The sequence below is a fragment of the Lysobacter sp. CA199 genome (genome assembly GCF_052078715.1).
Taxonomy (GTDB): Bacteria; Pseudomonadota; Gammaproteobacteria; order Xanthomonadales; family Xanthomonadaceae; genus Lysobacter.
Genome location: NZ_JBQJIL010000009.1, coordinates 278,792 through 296,512 on the forward strand (window position 1 = coordinate 278,792; position 17,721 = coordinate 296,512).

At 67.2% G+C, this 17,721-nt stretch carries 16 protein-coding genes; 8 read left to right on the plus strand and 8 right to left on the minus strand.

Going from position 1 to position 17,721, the window contains the following annotated elements:
* Positions 1-267 precede the first annotated feature (267 nt).
* Genes ACTOWJ_RS18065 through ACTOWJ_RS18080 form a run of 4 tightly spaced genes read right to left on the minus strand, consistent with a single transcriptional unit; the run spans position 268 to position 3,048 of the window.
* Positions 268-1,251 (minus strand): biotin-dependent carboxyltransferase family protein, encoded by a 984-nt coding sequence (locus ACTOWJ_RS18065; RefSeq protein ID WP_441335997.1) that lies wholly within the window; start codon positions 1,249-1,251, stop codon positions 268-270.
* Positions 1,248-1,970 carry a 5-oxoprolinase subunit PxpB gene (pxpB, locus tag ACTOWJ_RS18070; RefSeq protein ID WP_441335998.1) on the minus strand — a complete coding sequence of 241 codons (723 nt, stop codon included), beginning with the start codon at positions 1,968-1,970 and terminating at the stop codon, positions 1,248-1,250. The genes ACTOWJ_RS18065 and pxpB overlap by 4 nt, the downstream gene beginning before the upstream one ends.
* Entirely contained in the window at positions 1,967-2,377 is a 411-nt protein-coding gene (locus ACTOWJ_RS18075) for an HIT domain-containing protein (protein WP_441335999.1), read from the minus strand. Before ACTOWJ_RS18075 ends, pxpB begins: the two co-directional genes overlap by 4 nt.
* A complete protein-coding gene (locus ACTOWJ_RS18080; RefSeq protein ID WP_441336000.1) occupies positions 2,374-3,048 on the minus strand; it encodes a dienelactone hydrolase family protein in 675 nt (224 codons plus the stop codon). Before ACTOWJ_RS18080 ends, ACTOWJ_RS18075 begins: the two co-directional genes overlap by 4 nt.
* Before the next feature lie 137 nt (positions 3,049-3,185).
* Here ACTOWJ_RS18080 and rimO point away from each other — a divergent pair, with 137 nt between their 5' ends.
* A complete protein-coding gene (rimO, locus tag ACTOWJ_RS18085) occupies positions 3,186-4,550 on the plus strand; it encodes a 30S ribosomal protein S12 methylthiotransferase RimO (protein WP_441336001.1) in 1,365 nt (454 codons plus the stop codon).
* A 174-nt stretch (positions 4,551-4,724) separates the two neighbouring features.
* Here the strand turns inward: rimO and ACTOWJ_RS18090 are convergent, their stop codons facing one another.
* Positions 4,725-5,912, minus strand: a complete 1,188-nt coding sequence (locus ACTOWJ_RS18090; RefSeq protein ID WP_441336002.1) for an NAD(P)/FAD-dependent oxidoreductase — start codon at positions 5,910-5,912, stop codon at positions 4,725-4,727.
* Position 5,913: 1 nt separating this feature from the next.
* Complete coding sequence (locus ACTOWJ_RS18095) at positions 5,914-6,471, minus strand: YaeQ family protein (protein ID WP_441336003.1); 558 nt, start codon at positions 6,469-6,471, stop codon at positions 5,914-5,916.
* 172 nt (positions 6,472-6,643) lie between these two features.
* Between ACTOWJ_RS18095 and ACTOWJ_RS18100 the strand changes: the two genes are divergently transcribed.
* On the plus strand, positions 6,644-7,519 hold the full coding sequence (locus ACTOWJ_RS18100) for a pseudouridine synthase (protein ID WP_441336004.1): 876 nt from the start codon (positions 6,644-6,646) through the stop codon (positions 7,517-7,519).
* Positions 7,520-7,780: 261 nt separating this feature from the next.
* On the opposite strand, the gene ACTOWJ_RS18105 is transcribed toward ACTOWJ_RS18100, so the two are convergent.
* Positions 7,781-8,536, minus strand: a complete 756-nt coding sequence (locus ACTOWJ_RS18105) for a type 1 glutamine amidotransferase (RefSeq protein ID WP_441336005.1) — start codon at positions 8,534-8,536, stop codon at positions 7,781-7,783.
* 318 nt (positions 8,537-8,854) lie between these two features.
* Entirely contained in the window at positions 8,855-10,963 is a 2,109-nt protein-coding gene (locus ACTOWJ_RS18110) for a DEAD/DEAH box helicase (protein WP_441336106.1), read from the minus strand.
* A gap of 435 nt (positions 10,964-11,398) precedes the next feature.
* Between ACTOWJ_RS18110 and ACTOWJ_RS18115 the strand changes: the two genes are divergently transcribed.
* The 6 genes from ACTOWJ_RS18115 to ACTOWJ_RS18140 all read left to right on the plus strand — a co-directional run bounded on the left by ACTOWJ_RS18115 (position 11,399) and on the right by ACTOWJ_RS18140 (position 17,617).
* Positions 11,399-12,178, plus strand: coding sequence for a DeoR/GlpR family DNA-binding transcription regulator (locus ACTOWJ_RS18115; protein ID WP_441336006.1), 780 nt, complete (start codon positions 11,399-11,401; stop codon positions 12,176-12,178).
* A gap of 305 nt (positions 12,179-12,483) precedes the next feature.
* A complete protein-coding gene (locus ACTOWJ_RS18120) occupies positions 12,484-13,680 on the plus strand; it encodes an MFS transporter (protein ID WP_441336007.1) in 1,197 nt (398 codons plus the stop codon).
* Positions 13,681-13,884: 204 nt separating this feature from the next.
* Positions 13,885-14,562, plus strand: a complete 678-nt coding sequence (locus tag ACTOWJ_RS18125) for a glutathione S-transferase family protein (protein ID WP_441336008.1) — start codon at positions 13,885-13,887, stop codon at positions 14,560-14,562.
* 83 nt (positions 14,563-14,645) lie between these two features.
* Positions 14,646-16,208, plus strand: coding sequence for a protein adenylyltransferase SelO (locus ACTOWJ_RS18130; protein ID WP_441336009.1), 1,563 nt, complete (start codon positions 14,646-14,648; stop codon positions 16,206-16,208).
* Positions 16,209-16,470: 262 nt separating this feature from the next.
* Complete coding sequence (locus tag ACTOWJ_RS18135) at positions 16,471-16,719, plus strand: hypothetical protein (RefSeq protein ID WP_441336010.1); 249 nt, start codon at positions 16,471-16,473, stop codon at positions 16,717-16,719.
* 391 nt (positions 16,720-17,110) lie between these two features.
* Positions 17,111-17,617, plus strand: coding sequence for a hypothetical protein (locus tag ACTOWJ_RS18140; RefSeq protein WP_441336011.1), 507 nt, complete (start codon positions 17,111-17,113; stop codon positions 17,615-17,617).
* Positions 17,618-17,721 lie beyond the last annotated feature (104 nt).

Consider the following 17,721-nt stretch of genomic DNA (forward strand, 5'->3'; position numbering starts at 1 on the left):
TTGTGTTGATTGAGGCGACGAACGGCTCAGCGGGCGTGTAAACGGGCGCAATCCTCCGTCGAGCGCGATGCAGCGGTGTCGCCGCAAGATGGGCGAATCGGTAGTGTCCGGCACCCGAAATCCGGCGGATCGGTCGGGTCTCGGCGCGAGCGCCACCGCCGCTTGTCGGATAGCTTGGGTTTGCGCTGGGCCGCGCCTGCCGCGTCGTTTCCAAATCCGAAGGCGTGAGCGTATGCCGGCCCGTCCGCGCGCTCGGCCGAACCGTCGTCAGCGGTCGAGCCGCGCCTCAATCGCCAGCCGCAGTCGCGCCAGTTCCGCACGCGCACGACGCGCGGCCGCGGCCGCCTCGCCAGCGTCGCAGGCGCGGAAATACAAAGGCGCGTTCGGCCGGGCCTGCGCCAGGCGCGGCAGATCGGCGGCGATCACATGGCCCAGGCGCGGGTATCCACCGACCGTTTGCGCGTCGGCCAGCAGCACGATCGGCCGGCCGTCGGCGGGCAACTGAATCGTGCCCGGCGCGACCGGTTCCGACAGCCCGCTGGACTCCGGCGCGGCGAGGGCGTCGCCGTTCAGGCGCAGGCCCTGGCGGTTACTGGCGGCATCGACCCGCCAGGACTGTTGCCCGAACCGGGCGGCGAGTTCGCCCAGGCCGGGGGCGTGGCTGGCCAGATAACGGATCGGCGCCTGCGGGTCGTGGGCGAACTCCGGATCGATCCACCACGACGGCATCCGCGGCGCCGCCGTGTCGACCGCATCGTGCGCGCCGACCGGCAGACGGTCGCCGGCGCGCAAGGCGCGTCCGTCGATGCCGCCGAATCCGCCGCGCAGATCGGTGGCGCGACTGCCGAGCACCCGGCGCACGTCCAGCCCGCCTCGCACCGCCAGCCAGGCGCGTGCGCCCGTGCGCATGCCGCCGAGGCTCAAGCTGCCGGCCGGCAGATCGATCGGGCGCGCCGACGGCAGCCACTGGCCTTCGAAGCGCGCTTCGCAGGCCGCGCCCATCAGCGCGATGCGCAGCGGCCGCTGCAGGCGCAGGCTCGGGCCCTGCAAGGTGAATTCGAGCACCGCCGCATCCGCGCCATTGCCGACCAGGGCATTGGCGAGCGCGGCACAGGCCGGATCGAGCGCGCCGCTGCGGGCGACGCCGAGGTGGCGCCAGCCGCTGCGGCCCGGGTCCTGCACATGGCTTAGCGGACCCGGTGCGATCACCTCGATCCAGGCCGCCGCGTCGGCCGTTGCCGGCGCGCTCACGACGCAGCCTGCAGACGTGCGAATTCGTTCGCGTCGATCGGACGAAAGCGTACCCGGTCGCCGGGTTGCAGCAGGCTGGGCGCGTCGCGCGCGCTGTCGAACAAACGCACCGGCGTGCGCCCGAGCAGGCGCCAACCGCCCGGGCCGGGGCGCGGATAGATGCCGGTCTGAGCGCCGCCGATGGCGACGCTGCCGGCGGCGACTTCGGTGCGCGGCGTGGCCAGGCGCGGCAGCGCCAGCGCCGGATCGAGTCCGGACAGATACGGGAACCCCGGCGCGAAACCGATCATCGCCACGGTGTAGTCGGCTTGGCTGTGGCGGGCGATCAAGGCCTGCGCGGACAGGCCCAGCTGCTCGGCGCTGGCGTGCAGATCGGGGCCGAACTCGCCGCCGTACGCGACCGGGATCTCAACCGTGCGCCGCTCGCCCGACGCCGCGCCGTCGACGGCATCCATCGACAGGCAATGCGCTTGCAGCCAGGCGCGCGCTTCGGTCGCATCGACCGCGGCCGGGTCGAAGAACACCGCCACGCTGGCGTAGGCCGGCACCAGGTCGCGCAGCCAGGCCGGCGCTTGCGCGCGCAAGTGCGCGCTCAAGGCGTGCACTTGCGCGTTGATCGTCTCGTCGATCGCGCTGCCCAGGCGCAGCAACCAGGCATCGTCGGCCAGGGCTTCGAATTCGATCGCCGCGTTCGCGACGGTCCGTCGCCCGGTGTTCACGCCGACAGCGCGTCCTGCAGCCGGCGGATGCGTTGCACCAATGCATCGGGCGAATACGGCTGCGCCGTCGCCATGCCCCAGACCGGACGCGGCCAGGCGATGTCCTCGCGATAGCGCGCGATCACGTGCACGTGCAACTGCGGCACCAGATTGCCGAGCGCGGCGATGTTGAGCTTGTACGGGGCGAACGCGGCCTGCAGCGCGCGGCTGGTGCGGGCGATTTCGCGGGTCAGCGTGAGCTGCTGGTCCTCGACCAGATCGACCAGTTCGACCGCGCCGTCGACCCGCGGCACCAGAATCAGCCAAGGGTGGTTGGCGTCGTCCATCAGACGCAGTTCGCTCAGTTCGAACTGGGCGACCGGATGGGTGTCGTCGGCCAATTGCGGATGCAGGTGCCAGGGATTCATTTCAGGCTGTCCGCGAGGAAATCCAGGGTGCGGGTCCAGGCCTGCGCCGCGCTGGCCGGCTCGTAGGCGCCGCCCACATCGCGATTGAAGCCGTGGCTGGCCTCATAGACATGGATCGGTGCGAGCGGCAGCGCCTGGCGATGCTGTTCGATCGCTTCCGGCGGGATGCTGCCGTCGTGGCGGCCGAAGTGGAACAGAATCGGCGCAGGTACCGGCGCGCGGGCCGGCTCGTCCAGAAACCGTAGCGTTTGCGCGCCGTAATAGCTCACCGCCGGCAGATCGAGGCGGCGGTTGGCCAGGAACGCCAGCGAACCGCCCCAGCAGAAGCCGACCGCGGCGGTGCGCAGGCCTTCGCTTTGCAGCAGGTGAGCGGCGGCGGCGACGATCTCGGTCGCTCGGTCGAAGCCGACCTGATCGCGCAATTCGCGGCCGCGCGCGTAGGCCGACTGCTCGTAGTCCAATTCCACGCCCGGTTCGACCGGATCGAACAGGGCCGGGGCGAGGGCCACGTAACCGGCCTGGGCGAAGCGCTCGGCGACCGCGCGGATATGCGCGTTGACGCCGAAAATCTCCTGAATGACGACCACCGCGCCGAGCGGCACGCCGCTGGGGTCGGCGCGCCAGGCCCGCACCGGTCCGGCAGGGGTGTCCAGATCGATCCAATCAGCCATGAGGACGCTCCACATACGAATGAACCTCGAATCGGGGCCAGTTTAGCCCCGGAGGCTATAATTCGCGCCCCCATCCGTTCCGCCGGCCTCCGGGCCGCCGCCCGCGGACGGATTCTCTCGTTCAGGTCTATCGACGCATGTCCTCCGCCAGCCCCGCGCCAGCCAATCCCAAAGTCGGTTTCGTCAGCCTGGGGTGCCCCAAGGCCCTGGTCGATTCAGAACGCATCCTCACCCAACTGCGCGTGGAGGGCTACGACATCGTCCAGACCTACGACGATGCCGACGTGGTGGTGGTCAACACCTGCGGCTTCATCGACTCGGCGGTGACCGAATCGCTGGACGCGATCGGCGAGGCCATCGCCGAAAACGGCAAGGTCATCGTCACCGGCTGTCTGGGCAAGCGCGCGGAGCTGATCCGCGAGGCGCATCCGGGCGTGCTGTCGATCAGCGGCCCGCAGGACTACGGCAGCGTGATGAGCGCGGTGTACAAGGTGTTGCCGCCCAGGCACGACCCGTTCATCGATCTGGTCCCGCGCCGTTTGGCCGATAACGATATCGGCGTCAAGCTCACGCCCAAGCATTACGCCTATCTGAAGATTTCCGAAGGCTGTAACCACCGCTGCAGCTTCTGCATCATCCCGTCGATGCGCGGCGATCTGGTTTCGCGCCCGGTCGATCAGGTACTGCGCGAAGCCGAGAAACTGGCGATGGGCGGGGTCAAGGAACTGCTGGTGATTTCGCAGGACACCTCGGCTTATGGCGTGGACGTCAAGTACGCGCAGCGCGAATGGCGCGGCAAGAGCTACCAGACCCGGATGAAGGCGCTGTGCGAAGGCCTGAGCGAGCTCGGCATCTGGACGCGTCTGCATTACGTGTATCCGTATCCGCACGTGGACGACATCATTCCGCTGATGGCCGAGGGAAAACTGCTGCCGTACCTGGACATCCCGTTCCAGCACGCCAGCCCGCGCGTGCTCAAGCTGATGAAGCGCCCAGGCGCGGTCGACAAGACCTTGGAACGCATCCAGCGCTGGCGTTCGACCGCACCGGACATCGCCATCCGCAGCACCTTCATCGTCGGTTTCCCCGGCGAGACCGAAGCCGAGTTCGAAGAATTGCTGGACTTTCTCGACGAAGCCCAGTTGGACCGCGTGGGCGCATTCGCCTATTCGCCGGTCGACGGCGCCAAGGCCAACGATCTGCCCGATCCGGTCGATGAAGACATCAAGCAAGAACGCCTCGCGCGCTTCATGGAACGCCAGGCCGAGATTTCCGCGAACAAGCTCGAAGCCAAGATCGGCAGCGTGCAGCGCTGCATCGTCGACGCGATCGACGGCGATCTCGCCATCGCCCGTTCGATGGCCGACGCGCCGGAGATCGACGGTCTGGTGCAGATCCAGAACGGTCTGGAAGCGCAACTGCGTGTGGGTCAGTTCGTCGACGTCGAGATCATGGGCAGCGACGAGCACGATCTGTTCGGCGAGGCGGTGTTGGAGGATTGAGGGGCGCATGGCCGTTATGTAGCGGCTGCGTTGTAGGTTCGTCGTTATCGCGGATTCGCGGTCGCGGCTCGCGCCGCTCCTACCAGGGCACCCTGTAGGAGCGGCGTGAGCCGCGACCACGACACTCCGACCACGGCGCAACCCCCATCAAACCCGCGCTACCACAAGCCGCGACTAAACCGCCAACCCCGCCGCATTGCCCGACGCCCAGGCCCACTGGAAGTTGTAGCCGCCCAACCAGCCGGTCACGTCGATCACCTCACCGACAAAATAAAGACCGGGCACGCGCTTGGACTGCATCGTGCTCGACGACACCTCGTCGGTGTCGACACCGCCCAGGGTGACCTCGGCGGTGCGGTAACCTTCAGTGCCGCTCGCGGTCAACGGCCACGACGACAAGGTCGCGGCGATCTGTTTGAGTTCGGGCGGGTTGTACTGCTTCATCGGCTTGTTGCTCAGCCACAGCTCGCACAAGCGCTGGGCGAAACGCTTGGGAATGGTCTCGCCGAGCACGGTCTTGAGCTCCGCCGCCGGCCGTTCGCGTTGCTGGGTTTGCAGCCATTCCAGCGCGTCGACGCCGGGCAGCAGGTCCAGTCGCAGATCGTCGCCGGGCTGCCAGTACGAGGAAATCTGCAGAATCGACGGACCGCTGACGCCGCGGTGAGTGATCAGCATCTGGTTGCTGAAGTCCACGCCGTTGCAGCTCGCGGTGACCGGCAGGGCCACGCCGCTGAGATCCTGCAAACGTTCTTGATGTTTTCCGCTGAGGGTCAGCGGCACCAGTCCGGCGCGCGTGGGCAGCACGTTGTGGCCGTAGCGGCGCGCCAGTTCGTAGCCGAAACCGCTCGCGCCCATGCTTGGAATCGACAAGCCGCCGCTGGCGATCACCAGGGATGCCGACGAAAAAGCGCCCTGCGCGGTATGCAGGCGGAACGCGCTGTCGCCTTCGTTGTGGGCGATGCGGTCGATCGAACAATCGGTCTGGATGCGCACGCCGGCGGCGAGGCATTCGTCCACCAGCATCTTTACGATGAGCTTGGACGACACGTCGCAGAACAACTGCCCGAGTTCTTTCTCGTGATAAGCGATGCGATGACGCTCGACCATCGCGATGAAGTCCCACGGCGTATAACGCGCCAGCGCGGATTTGCAGAAATGCGGATTGGCCGAGAGGTAATTCGCCGGGGTCGTGCCGGTGTTGGTGAAGTTGCAGCGTCCGCCGCCCGACATCAGGATCTTCTTGCCGACCTTGTTGGCGTGTTCGATCACCAGCACCCGGCGGCCGCGCCGGCCCGCGGTCAGCGCGCACATCAGTCCGGCCGCGCCGCCGCCGACGATGACGACGTCGTAAACCTCCGCCATCTCAGGCCGCTCGCGCTTCCGGGCCCTGACGCACCGTCGGCGTCAGCGTGTGGCTGGCCTTGTCGTTGCTGAGCGCGACTTCGCCGTCGGCGATCTGGCAGTCCAGGCGGAAGCTGCGCTCGACCATCGAGGCCATCGCTTCGACCGAGGCGGCGTCGATGTCGAGCACGGTGAGGTTCTTCAAGCGGCGCAGGATGGCGACGTTCTTTTCCCACCAGATATTCGCCGCGTTGCCGCCGTAGTTGACCACCACGACCTGGCGCGCGCGCCCGCAAGCCTTGCGAATGCGCGACTCGTCCGGCTGCCCGACATCGATCCACAACTCGATGTCGCCGGTGTAATCGCGCAGCGCCAGATCCGGTTCGTCCTCACTGCTCAACCCCGGGCCGAATTCCAGGCGCTCGTGCGCGTTCAGGGCGAAAGCCAGCATGCGCACCATCAAACGCTGCGGCGTTTCCGAGGGATGTTGAGCCAGGGTGAGGGCATGGGCGGCGTAGTAATGCCGGTCCATGTCGCTGATTTGCAGTTCGATCTTGACGATGGTGGCGTTGGGCGCCATGGGCATGCCTGCTGGAAAAACAGCGCGCATTCTAGCTCCTGGCGGGCCCGGCGCCCGGTTTCGGGCCAAGGCGGCCTGAATGGTGCGGGCAAAGCGGCGCAAACGGCGTGTGGACCGGACTTTCGTCCGCTCGCACGCCCGGTTTTCGCCCAGGATCGGCGAAAATGCGCGCATGCCCCGTCACGATGCTCCCGCCGCCGCGCCCAGCCGTCTGCAACTGCCGCCCGGGCCGTGGACGAACTTGCTCGACGGGCTGTGCGCGCGGTTTCCGGCGATCGCCCGCGAGGTCTGGCTCGATCGTTTCGCGCGTGGCCGGGTGCTCGATGCGCAGGGAGAGCCGCTGACGGCCGACACCGCTTATCGCGTCGGCATGGAGATCGGCTATTTCCGCGAAGTCGAACAAGAACCGGTCATTCCGTTCGAAGAGCGCGTGCTGTATCGCGACGAACGCCTATTGGTGGTCGACAAACCGCATTTCCTGCCGGTCGTTCCTGCCGGCGGCTTCGTCGAGGAAACCCTGCTGGGGCGTTTGCGGCGGCGGTATGGCGAAGCCGATCTCGTCGCGTTGCACCGGCTCGACCGCGGGACCGCCGGCGTGGTGCTGTTTTCGCGCGATCCGGCCACGCGCGGTGCCTATCAGGCCTTGTTCCGCGAGCGGCGCATCCGCAAACGCTACGAAGCCTTGGCGCGGCCGCTTGCGCAGTGGCAGTTCCCGCTGCTGCGGCGCACGCGGTTGCTCGCGGGCGAGCCCTTCTTCTTGATGCGCGAGGCCGAAGGCGAGGCGAACAGCGAAACGCGTATCGATGTGATCGAGCGCGGCGCGGATGTGTGGCGTTACGCGCTAGAGCCGGTCAGCGGACGCAAGCATCAGCTGCGCGTGCATATGGCCGCACTGGGTGCGCCGATTCTCAACGACCGCTTCTATCCTCTGGCCGAGCAGGCTGAAGACGATTTTTCGCGGCCGTTGAAGCTGTTGGCGCGCGGATTGGCGTTCGTCGATCCGATCGACGGAAGCGAGCGGCGGTTCGAAAGCGGGCTGAGTTTGTAGCGCGCCGGGTGTGCGATGGCGGAGCGCGGTGGTCGGTTCGAATACCCGAGATTCCTTGGCTACCGCATGGGCTACCTGTAGGAGCGGCGCGAGCCGCGACCGCGCCAACACAGCTGCGTCGAAGCGTACGCAATCGTTGTGAATTCGCGGTCGCGGCTTGCGCCGCTCCTACGGGGGCACTTGAGGGAATTGCGCGAGTTCGTGGCACGGCAACGGGTTGCCGTTATGCAACGCTGGCCGAACATGCTTCGACCCGCTCGCTCAAACCCACTCGCGCGAAGGCAGGGTGAAGCGCCGCTGGGGCCGTCCGACCAGGTCCAGGAAATTGTTGAACACCGCATCCGCGCGCGTTTGCATGGCCTGGATATGCTCGGCGGTCTGCGCGCGGATCGCCGCTTCGCTGGTGTCGTGGCCGAGTTCGGCCAGTTCCTGGCGATAGACCGGATTGGCCAGCCAGCGTTCGATCAGCGGTACGTCCATCTCCAGATGGAACTGGAAGCCGTACGCGCTTTCGCCCCAGCGGAACGCCTGCTGCTCGCAACTGTCGGTGCGGGCCAGATGCTGCGCGCCTTGCGGTATTTCGAAGCTGTAGCGGTGCCATTGGAACACCGGCGCGGCCTGCGCCAATGGTGCGAGCACCGGATCGGCGGCGCAGGCTTGCGTGGGCTGCAGCCGATACCAGCCGATTTCCGGCCGATGGTGCTTGCGCACGGGCGCTCCGAGTACGTGCGCGAGCAACTGCGCGCCCAGGCAGATGCCGAGCACGGGTTTGCCTTGTTCGAGCATGCGTTCGATGGCCAGCAGCTCGGTGCGAAGGTGCGGGCGCGCGGCCTGGTCTTCGACGTTCATCGGTCCGCCGAGCACGATCAGGCCGCGATACCGGTCGACGTTGGGTTGCGCATCGGGATCGCGGTCGAAGTTGGTGAAACGGATGCGATGGCCGCGGCGACGGATCAGCGGATCCAGCGTACCCAGCGGTTCGGCGGCGACGTGTTGGAAGACCAGGATGCGGGACATGAGCGGCGGCGTTGCGGATTACGCCTGCGACTATGCCAAATCCTGGCGCCGCTGCGCGAGGTCGGGCTTATGGCCTTCGCTCTGAGCTGCGCTCGGTCTCCCGCTTGAGCATCCAGCCTGCTCGCGGCAATCGAGGTCTTTTGTGGGAGGGGCTTCAGCCCCGACGCTCTACCTGGGACCACAGCGATCCGCCCGGAAAGCGTCGGGGTGAAGCCCCTCCCACAAAAGACCTCGTGCCTGTCATCGTTAATGTGCACAGGCCGCCCGCACATTCGCGAGGGCGGCTGGCAACGCCAGGGCGACTTCGTCCTGGCGCTGTTACCGCGGCGTACGCGGCTTGAACGACTTCTTCGGCCCGCCGTGCGGCGGACGCGGGCCGCCGGGGCGCGGGGCGCCGCTGTGCGGGCGCGGACCGCCCGGACGCGGGCCGCCTGGGCCGCGCGGGCCACCCGGACGCGGCGAACGGCCGCCTTCGGTATCGCCCGGCGTGGCGCGCTGGATGCGCAACGGGTGACCGGACACGCGCACCTTTTTCAGATGCTCCATCAGCTCGCGCGGCATGCCCTCGGGCAGATCGACCAGGGTGTACTCGTCGCGGATGTCGATGCGGCCGATGTAGCGGCTTTCCAGGTCGGCCTCGTTGGCGATCGCGCCGACGATGTTGCCCGGCTGCACGCCGTGGCTGTGGCCGACTTCGATGCGGAAAGTCTCCATGCCGACTTCGGCCTCGCGCGGCGCACCGCGCTCGTGCGAACGCTCGCTGCGCTCGGGGCGCGGTGCGGGCGCTTCGTCGTCGAAGAAGGATTCGGCGTTGTTGACCGGCGGACGCGTCGCGCTCGGCGGCGTGTACTGGCGCTCGTCGTGGCGGGGCGCCGGTGAAGGGCGGTCGTAATCGCGCGGCGGACGCGCCTCAGGACGCGAATCGGAACGCGAGTCCGAGCGCGAGTCCGAGCGCGAATCCTGGCGATGCGCTCCGGAATTGGAAGCGTTGTCGCGCTCGTTGAACTTGCGCGTGGCCTGGCCGCGATGCTCGCGCGGACCGTCGCGTTCTTCGCGCGCGTACTTGGGCTGCGCCGGCGGCGGGGTCAGCAGCAGCGGGTTGTCGCCTTGCACCAGCTTGGCCAGCGCCGCGGCGATTTCCACCGCCGGCACGTTCTTCTCGCGCTCGTAGCGCTCGATCATGTCGCGGAACAGGCCCAGATCGGTGCTTTCCAGCGCGTCGGTGATGCGGCCGAGGAAGCGCGACACGCGCTGTTCGTTGACCGTCTCCACGCTCGGCAGTTCCATCGCTTCGATCGGCTGGCGCGTAGCGCGCTCGATCGCGCGCAGCATGCCGCGCTCGCGCGGGGTCACGAACAAGATCGCCTCGCCCTTGCGCCCGGCGCGGCCGGTGCGGCCGATGCGGTGGACGTAGCTTTCGGTGTCGTACGGGATGTCGTAGTTCAGCACGTGGCTGATGCGGTCCACGTCGAGACCGCGCGCGGCCACGTCGGTGGCGACCAGCACGTCGATCTTGCCTTCCTTGAGGTTCTGGATGGTCTTCTCGCGCTGCTGCTGCTGCACGTCGCCGTTGATCGCAGCGGCGGAGATGCCGCGCGCCTGCAGCTTTTCAGCCAATTCGTCGGTGCCCAGCTTGGTGCGCGCGAACACGATCATCGCGTCGAAGGATTCGGCTTCCAGGATACGGGTCAGCGCATCGAGCTTGTGCACGCCGCTGACCGACCAGTAACGCTGGCGGATGTTGGCCGCGGTGGTGGTGGTCGACTTGATCGCGATCTCGACCGGGCTCTTGAGATAGGTCTGGGCGATGCGCTTGATCTGCGACGGCATGGTCGCCGAGAACAACGCCACCTGGCGGGTTTCCGGGGTCTTCTTCAACACCGACTCGACATCGTCGATGAAGCCCATGCGCAGCATTTCGTCGGCTTCGTCGAGCACCAGGCAGCGCAGTTCGGACAGATCCAGCGAGCCGCGCTCAAGGTGATCGATCACCCGACCGGGCGTGCCGACCACGACGTGCACGCCGCGCTTGAGCGCCTGCAGCTGCGGGTAATAGCTCTGGCCGCCATAGATCGGCAGCACGTGGAAACCGGGCAGATGGGTGGCGTACTTCTGGAACGCTTCGGCGACCTGGATCGCCAGCTCGCGGGTCGGCGCCAGCACCAGCGCCTGCGGCTTGAACTGCTTGGGATCGATCTGGGCCAGGATCGGCAGCGCGAACGCGGCGGTCTTGCCGGTGCCGGTCTGGGCCTGGCCGAGCACGTCGCGGCCTTCCAGCAGCGGCGGAATGGTCGCGGCCTGGATCGGCGAGGGCGACTCATAGCCGACGTCGGCCAGCGCGCGCAGCAACGGCGCGGACAGGGCCAGATCGGTGAATTTGGGCGAGGCGGGGCCCTCGGACGGGGTTTCGGAAGGGGTATTGGGCATGTCGGCGCTCATGACGAGGCTCCAGCAGCGCCGGCGGGGCCGGTCGGAAGACCGACCAGTTTACTCGCATGCATGTGGAGCGATGGCTCTTGGTCTGGCGGACCGGCGAGGATAGCGGCGAAAACGCCTGTTTTCATGCGGCGCGGCGTTGCGGTTGCACTTGCGCGAGCGACCCGGCAATGCGCGTTTGCCGCATCGAAAACGGCGAAATGCGCGAAACACGCAGTCGCCCGGGCGCGACGCCGACGCGTCTATGAGGCCGTCGTTCCCGCGAATGCGGGAATCCAGCGGCTTTAGGCGCGTTGCATCCCGGCGCTCACCATCGGCAACCAATCACACGCCGCTGTGCCGAATCGGCCGGTTCGTCCCGAGGTCGCTTGCTCTATTTGCACGATTATGCACAATTGGACTCAATCATTAACGATTGAGCCCGCCATGTCGGCCGAAGAACTGCTGCCCCAGCAACGCCATCGCCTGATCCTCGACCGCTTGCTGGCCCAGGGCCGGGTGATCGCGGTGGATCTGGCGCGCGAACTGGACGTTTCCCACGACACCATCCGCCGCGATCTGCGCGAGATGGCCGCGGCTGGGCAGTGCCGGCGCGTCTACGGCGGCGCGCTGCCGCTGGCGCCGGACAACGGCCCCATCGCGGTGCGCCAGACCCAGGCGCCGGCGCGCAAGGCGGCGTTGGCGCGCGCGGCGGTCGGGCTGATCGAGCGTGGGCAGGTGGTGTTTCTGGATGCCGGTTCGACCAATACCGCCATCGCCCAGTCCCTGCCGCGCGGTTACGGCCTGACCGTGGTGACCAACGCGCCGGTCATCGCGGTCGTGATCGCGCAGCGCGAGGACTTGGAACTGATCGTGATCGGCGGCCGCGTTGACACGCGTATCGGTGCCAGCCTGGGCAGCGGCGCGATCCGCGATGCCGAGGCGATCCGCAGCGATCTGTATTTCCTCGGCGTGTGCGGCGTGGACGTCGATGCCGGCGTCAGTGCGCTGGGCTACGAGGATGCGCAGTTCAAGCAAGCGGTCGCGGCGATGAGCCGCGCGGTGGTCGCGGTGGCGACCGACGAAAAACTCGGCACCGCCGGGCCGTATGCGGTGGTGCCGGCCGAGGATCTGCATGCGCTGGTGATCGAGCATGGCGCGGACCCGGCGCAGGCCAAGGCGTTCGCGAAGCTGGGTGTGCGAGTGACGCGGGCGTTGGCGGAGTGAGCGCGGCGGCTGTGAGGAAAGCGTCGGGGCTGAAGCCCCTCCCACAAAAGACTTCGTGGCGCTGAATCACTCGCTGCGTCAGATCAAAAGCCGTTGAGGTTTAGTTCCGCCCTCGTACGTGGTGTCTGGTGGGGGATTCGAAATTTCAGGGGGAAGGAATGCCGTCGCGAGGTCTTTTGTGGGAGGGGCTTCAGCCCCGACGCTTTTCGATCCGCGCAACCGATTCTTCGATCCATCGCTTCATCGATTCAACCCAACAGGTTCAACCCAACAGGTTCAATCCCGCACCGGAGTCCGAAACCCCCATGAGCGAATCCGAGTCCAACGCGACGGCCGGCACGGTCGCGCCGACGCAACGCGCCGATCTTGCTTCCATCGGCGCAGCCGAACGACTGTCCACCCGTATCGCCTTCTTCATTGCCGGCTTGGCGATGGCCGCGTGGGCGCCCTTGGTGCCGTACGCGAAAGCGCGCACCGGCGTGGACGAGGGCATGCTGGGCTGGCTGTTGCTCGCTCTCGGGGCGGGCTCGCTGGTGACCATGCCGCTGACCGGCGCGATCGCCGGGCGTTACGGTTGTCGGCGGGTGATCCTGTTGGCGAGCGCGGTGGTGTGCGCGACCCTGCCATTGCTCGCGCATTTTTCCACGCTGCCGGCGATGGCGCTGACCTTGTTCGTGTTCGGCGCGGCGATCGGCACCATCGACGTCGCCATCAACATCCAGGCGGTGATCGTGGAGAAGGCCAGCGGCCGCGCGCTGATGTCGGGATTTCATGGGTTCTTCAGCGTCGGCGGCATCGCCGGCGCGGGCCTGGTCAGCGTTTTGCTGTGGGCGCAGGCCACGCCTTTGGTCGCGGCGATGAGCGTGGCGGTGGTGTTGGCGCTGCTGATGCTGTTCGGCAGTCGCGGCCTGCTGCGTTACGGCGACGACGGCCATGGCGGTTCGATGTTCGTGTTGCCGCACGGCATCGTGATCCTGCTCGGCGTGCTGTGTTTCATCGTGTTCCTGGCCGAGGGCGCGATGCTGGACTGGAGCGCGCTGTTGCTGGTGTCGGGCCGCGGCGTGCAGCCCAGCGTGGCCGGCATGGGCTACGCCTTGTTCGCGTTGGCGATGACGGTGGGCCGCTTCAACGGCGACCGCATCGTGCAGCGTTTCGGTCCGCGCCCGGTGCTGGCCTTGGGCGGCGCCTGCGCGGCCGCGGGTTTCCTGTTGGCCGCGTTGCTGCCGTGGACGTCGACGACCTTGCTGGGTTTCGCCCTGGTCGGCTTGGGTTGTTCGAACATCGTGCCGATCCTGTTCAGCGCCGCCGGCAATCAGAAGGCGATGTCGGCCGGCGCGGCGGTGTCGGCGATCAGCACCTTGGGTTATGCGGGAATTCTCGTCGGACCGGCCGGCATCGGCTGGATCGCCAAGGTCAGCAGTCTGCCGCTGGCGTTCGCCGCGCTGGGTGTGGCCTTGGTGGTGGTGGCGGCGAGCGCGCGGATTGCGGTACGGAAGGGGTGAGCACTGTTGACTAACTGCCATCGCGAGTCAGTTGCGCCGCCAAGCCTAGAGCCAAAGCAAAATCTCAGCGACAGCGACAGCGAAATGGATTCGGCTTTCGACGGAATGATGGGGGCGATAAGCCTATACCCGTAGCCGCGACCCAGCATCTGCGCTCACACCCTATCCCGTACCATGGCCTCACCGCATTCGGGCTGGCCGCACATGATCAAGGTCCACCATCTCAACAATTCCCGCTCCCAGCGCGTGCTGTGGCTGTTGGAGGAACTGCAGTTGCCCTATGAGGTGATCCGCTATCAGCGCGATCCCAAGACCATGCTGGCGCCGAAGGCGTTGCGCGCGATCCATCCGCTGGGCAAGTCGCCGGTGGTGGAGCTCGACGGGCAGGTGTTGGCCGAGTCGGCCGCGATCATCGAAACCCTGACCGAGCGCTACGACAGCGAGCATCTGGTTTCGCCGCCGCTGCATCCGCTCGATGGCGAGGAGCGCATGCGCTATCGCTACTGGCTGCACTACGCCGAAGGCTCGGCGATGCCGCCGCTGCTGCTGAGCCTGGTGTTCTCGCGGCTGAAGCAGGCGCCGATGCCGTTCTTCGTCAAACCGGTCGCGCGCGGCATCGCCGACAAGGCGATGTCCACGTTCGTGGGGCCGCAGTTGGCGCTGCATCTGGACTACATCGAAAGCGAGCTGACTCAGCGGTCCTGGTTCGCCGGCGATCGTTTCACCGCCGCCGACATCCAGATGAGTTTCCCGGTGGAAGCCGCCGCCGCCCGCGCGGGCGGTCAGCGGCCGCGCATGCAGGCCTTCGTCGAACGCATCCGCGCGCGGCCGGCCTATCAGCGCGCACTGGAGAAGGGCGGGCCGTATTCGCTGTTGAGTTGAGCGGACGCGGCGACGGCTTGGATTTCCGGCGCTCGGCACCCATTTCAGGCTCAGCGGCCGGCACGGCCGAACAGCGGACTTCCATGCACGCACTGCGATTCGACAATGCCTTCGTCCGCGAATTGCCGGGCGATCCGGACACCGGTCCCGGCGTGCGCCAAGTGTTCGAGGCGGCGTATTCGCGGGTCGATCCGACGCCGGTGAGCGCGCCCAGGGTGCTGGCGCATTCGGCCGAAATGGCCGCGGTCCTGGGCTTCAGCGACGCCGAGGTGGCCAGCGCCGAGTTCGCCGAGGTGTTCGGCGGCAATGCGCTGTTGCCGGGCATGCTGCCTTACGCGGCCAACTACGGCGGCCATCAGTTCGGCCAATGGGCCGGGCAGCTCGGCGACGGCCGCGCGATATCGCTGGGCGAGGCGATCGACGCCGACGGCCGGCGTTGGGAACTGCAACTCAAGGGCGCCGGGCCGACCCCGTATTCGCGCAGCGCCGACGGCCGCGCGGTGTTGCGCTCGTCGATCCGCGAGTTCCTGTGCAGCGAGGCGATGCACCACCTGGGCGTGCCGACCACGCGCGCGCTGAGCCTGGTCGGGACCGGCGATTCGGTGGTCCGCGACATGTTCTACGACGGCCATCCGCAGGCCGAACCCGGCGCGATCGTATGCCGGGTCGCGCCGTCGTTCATCCGCTTCGGCAATTTCGAACTGCCGGCCTCGCGCGGCGAGAACGCCTTGCTGCGACGGTTGGTGGATGTGTGCATCGCCCGCGATTTTCCGCATCTGCACGGCGAAGGCGAGGCCCTGTACGCGGCCTGGTTCGCGCAAGTGTGCGAGCGCACCGCGGTGCTGATGGCGCATTGGATGCGGGTCGGTTTCGTGCACGGGGTGATGAACACCGACAACCTGTCGATCCTCGGGCTGACCATCGACTACGGCCCTTACGGCTGGATCGACAACTACGATCCCGACTGGACCCCCAACACCACCGACGCCGGACGCCGTCGTTACCGTTACGGCCAGCAGCCGCAGGTCGCGTATTGGAATCTCAGCCGCCTGGCCGGCGCCTTGTCCCTGCTGGTGCCGGTGGAAGCGCTGCAGGACGGGCTGCGCGGTTACGTGGAGGCCTACAACGTGGCCGAACGCGAGAGCATCGCCGCCAAGCTGGGGCTGCGCGAGTGCGGCGACGGCGATGTCGAACTCATGCAGGAGTTGCGCGATTGGCTGCAACGGCATGAAGTGGATATGACGATCTTCTTCCGCGCCTTGTCGCGGGTGGCGATCGAGTCCGATACACCGGACGCCGAGGTGTTCGCCGATGCCTATTACGACCCGGCCCAGGCCCAGGCCGGTGCGCCGGTTCTGCGCGACTGGCTGGCGCGTTATGCCGAACGGGCACGCGCCGACGCCTGGCCAAATGGCGAACGCGTCGCCCGCATGAACGCCGCGAACCCGCGCTATGTGCTGCGCAATTATCTGGCCCAACAGGCGATCGACCGCGCCGAACAGGGCGATCCGGGCGGCGTGCACGAACTGCTCGAGGTCATGCGTCGGTCTTATGAGGATCAGCCCGGCCGCGAAGCCTTCGCCGCCAAGCGCCCCGACTGGGCGCGAGAAAAGGCCGGATGTTCGATGCTGTCGTGCAGCTCGTAACCACGTCCGCCGACCGTACCCCCACGACCTCCCCGTAGGAGCGGCGCAGGCCGCGACCGCGCCAGCGCGACTACTGCGAATCCCGCGCAAGGTCGCCGATTCACGGTCGCAGCTCGCGCAGTTCCTACAGCCAGCAGCCGTACTCCCATGGTCTCCCTGTAGGAGCGGCGCAAGCCGCGACCGCGACTACGGCCGCATCGCCAGCTGGTACGCCGCCAACGCTTTTGCCAGCCCGCTGCGCAGGCTGGACGATGCGGCTTGGGTGTTCGCCGGGATCGAAGACGGGGTGCTGCTGATCGAGGACGTCTTCGCGGACGCGGCGTTCGATCTGCCGGCGGCGATCGCGCGCCTGATCGACCGGCCGGTCCATGGTGTGCGTCTGGCCTTCACGCCCGAGCGCTGGTGGCCGCGGGCCAGGGCGGTCGAGTTGGAGGACGACGCCGGCCTGTTCGTGCGCAATCTGACGATTTCCGCCCAGCCCAGCCGTTTCCCGCTGCTGGCGCGGACCTGAGCGCACCGGGCCGGCGGTGGCGGCGATCGTCGCTGCCACCGCCTGGACCGGGATCGGGGCCGATGGGCCCCATCGCGGGTCAGACCGGGGCGAAGCCCTTGGTGGTCTTCTTGTCGTTCTTTTCGGCGCGCTTTTCCTTCATGGTCTTGGCCGGTTTCTTCTTGGTGTCCTTCTTGCGGTCCATGCCCTTGCTCATGATCTGTCCCTCGCTAGGTGGCGGCGCAGCGCGGCCGGAGCCGTGCGCCTGGGGCGATTATGCGCCCGCGCGGGCCGCTGCGTGAGCGGGCGGCTGTCGTCGCTTGCGCCCTGTGGGGGTAACCTGCCGGCTTGGCGGAGCCGTATCGAATTGGAGCCGCACCGAACCGCGGCTTGAGTAAGCGAGGGCAGGGCGATGCCGAAAAACAGGATTGTCGATTTCGACTCGCTGGCCAGCAAGATCGAGCAGGCCCGAGGCGTACAGGATATTGGTTGTTTCGATATCGATTTGAATGCAATGGCAAGGGGATCCGGGGTTCGCGATTGTTTTGTGTGCGGTTTCCCTTTACGCGATTGCGGGGCGCTCGCGCGCGATGCGATCGCCGTTTGTTGCCGTTGCCTCCACCTATATGTAACGGCCGGGGACTATATAGAGTCGCTTGCGCAGTTCAAGGCGAGCGCCGAAAACGCCAACCGCTGCGCGCAAGCGTTGTCGGCCAGGGTGAATAGTGGCCAAGCCATCGACGGAAAGACGCTCGGTGCCTTGGTGACAGGATTGCAGTTGAGCGAGGTGGAGTTTTACCTGGGGCCGCCGAAAGACCTCGGCAGTTTCGACCATGGCCTGGAGTTGGGCAAATGGGCGGTTGCCGGCATTGCGTTCGACTTGTGGTTCCAAAGCCAGGTTTGCGTCTCGGTGCGCTAGGTTTAAGTGTCCCCCTTAGGTATTCGCCGCCCGCCCGCTGCGGCTTCAGGCGTCCGCCCTTGAATCTTGCCGACGCTGGCGACAGCGCGCCTGATAGAATGGTC

Bases quoted from the DNA above. Each gene is read 5' to 3' on its own strand.
- ACTOWJ_RS18075 (WP_441335999.1), bottom strand. From the start codon at position 2,377: ATGAATCCCTGGCACCTGCATCCGCAATTGGCCGACGACACCCATCCG.
- ACTOWJ_RS18080 (WP_441336000.1), bottom strand. From the start codon at position 3,048: ATGGCTGATTGGATCGATCTGGACACCCCTGCCGGACCGGTGCGGGCC.
- rimO (WP_441336001.1), top strand. From the start codon at position 3,186: ATGTCCTCCGCCAGCCCCGCGCCAGCCAATCCCAAAGTCGGTTTCGTC.
- ACTOWJ_RS18090 (WP_441336002.1), bottom strand. From the start codon at position 5,912: ATGGCGGAGGTTTACGACGTCGTCATCGTCGGCGGCGGCGCGGCCGGA.
- ACTOWJ_RS18095 (WP_441336003.1), bottom strand. From the start codon at position 6,471: ATGGCGCCCAACGCCACCATCGTCAAGATCGAACTGCAAATCAGCGAC.
- ACTOWJ_RS18100 (WP_441336004.1), top strand. From the start codon at position 6,644: ATGCCCCGTCACGATGCTCCCGCCGCCGCGCCCAGCCGTCTGCAACTG.
- ACTOWJ_RS18105 (WP_441336005.1), bottom strand. From the start codon at position 8,536: ATGTCCCGCATCCTGGTCTTCCAACACGTCGCCGCCGAACCGCTGGGT.
- ACTOWJ_RS18110 (WP_441336106.1), bottom strand. From the start codon at position 10,963: ATGCCCAATACCCCTTCCGAAACCCCGTCCGAGGGCCCCGCCTCGCCC.
- ACTOWJ_RS18115 (WP_441336006.1), top strand. From the start codon at position 11,399: ATGTCGGCCGAAGAACTGCTGCCCCAGCAACGCCATCGCCTGATCCTC.
- ACTOWJ_RS18120 (WP_441336007.1), top strand. From the start codon at position 12,484: ATGAGCGAATCCGAGTCCAACGCGACGGCCGGCACGGTCGCGCCGACG.
- ACTOWJ_RS18125 (WP_441336008.1), top strand. From the start codon at position 13,885: ATGATCAAGGTCCACCATCTCAACAATTCCCGCTCCCAGCGCGTGCTG.
- ACTOWJ_RS18130 (WP_441336009.1), top strand. From the start codon at position 14,646: ATGCACGCACTGCGATTCGACAATGCCTTCGTCCGCGAATTGCCGGGC.
- ACTOWJ_RS18140 (WP_441336011.1), top strand. From the start codon at position 17,111: ATGCCGAAAAACAGGATTGTCGATTTCGACTCGCTGGCCAGCAAGATC.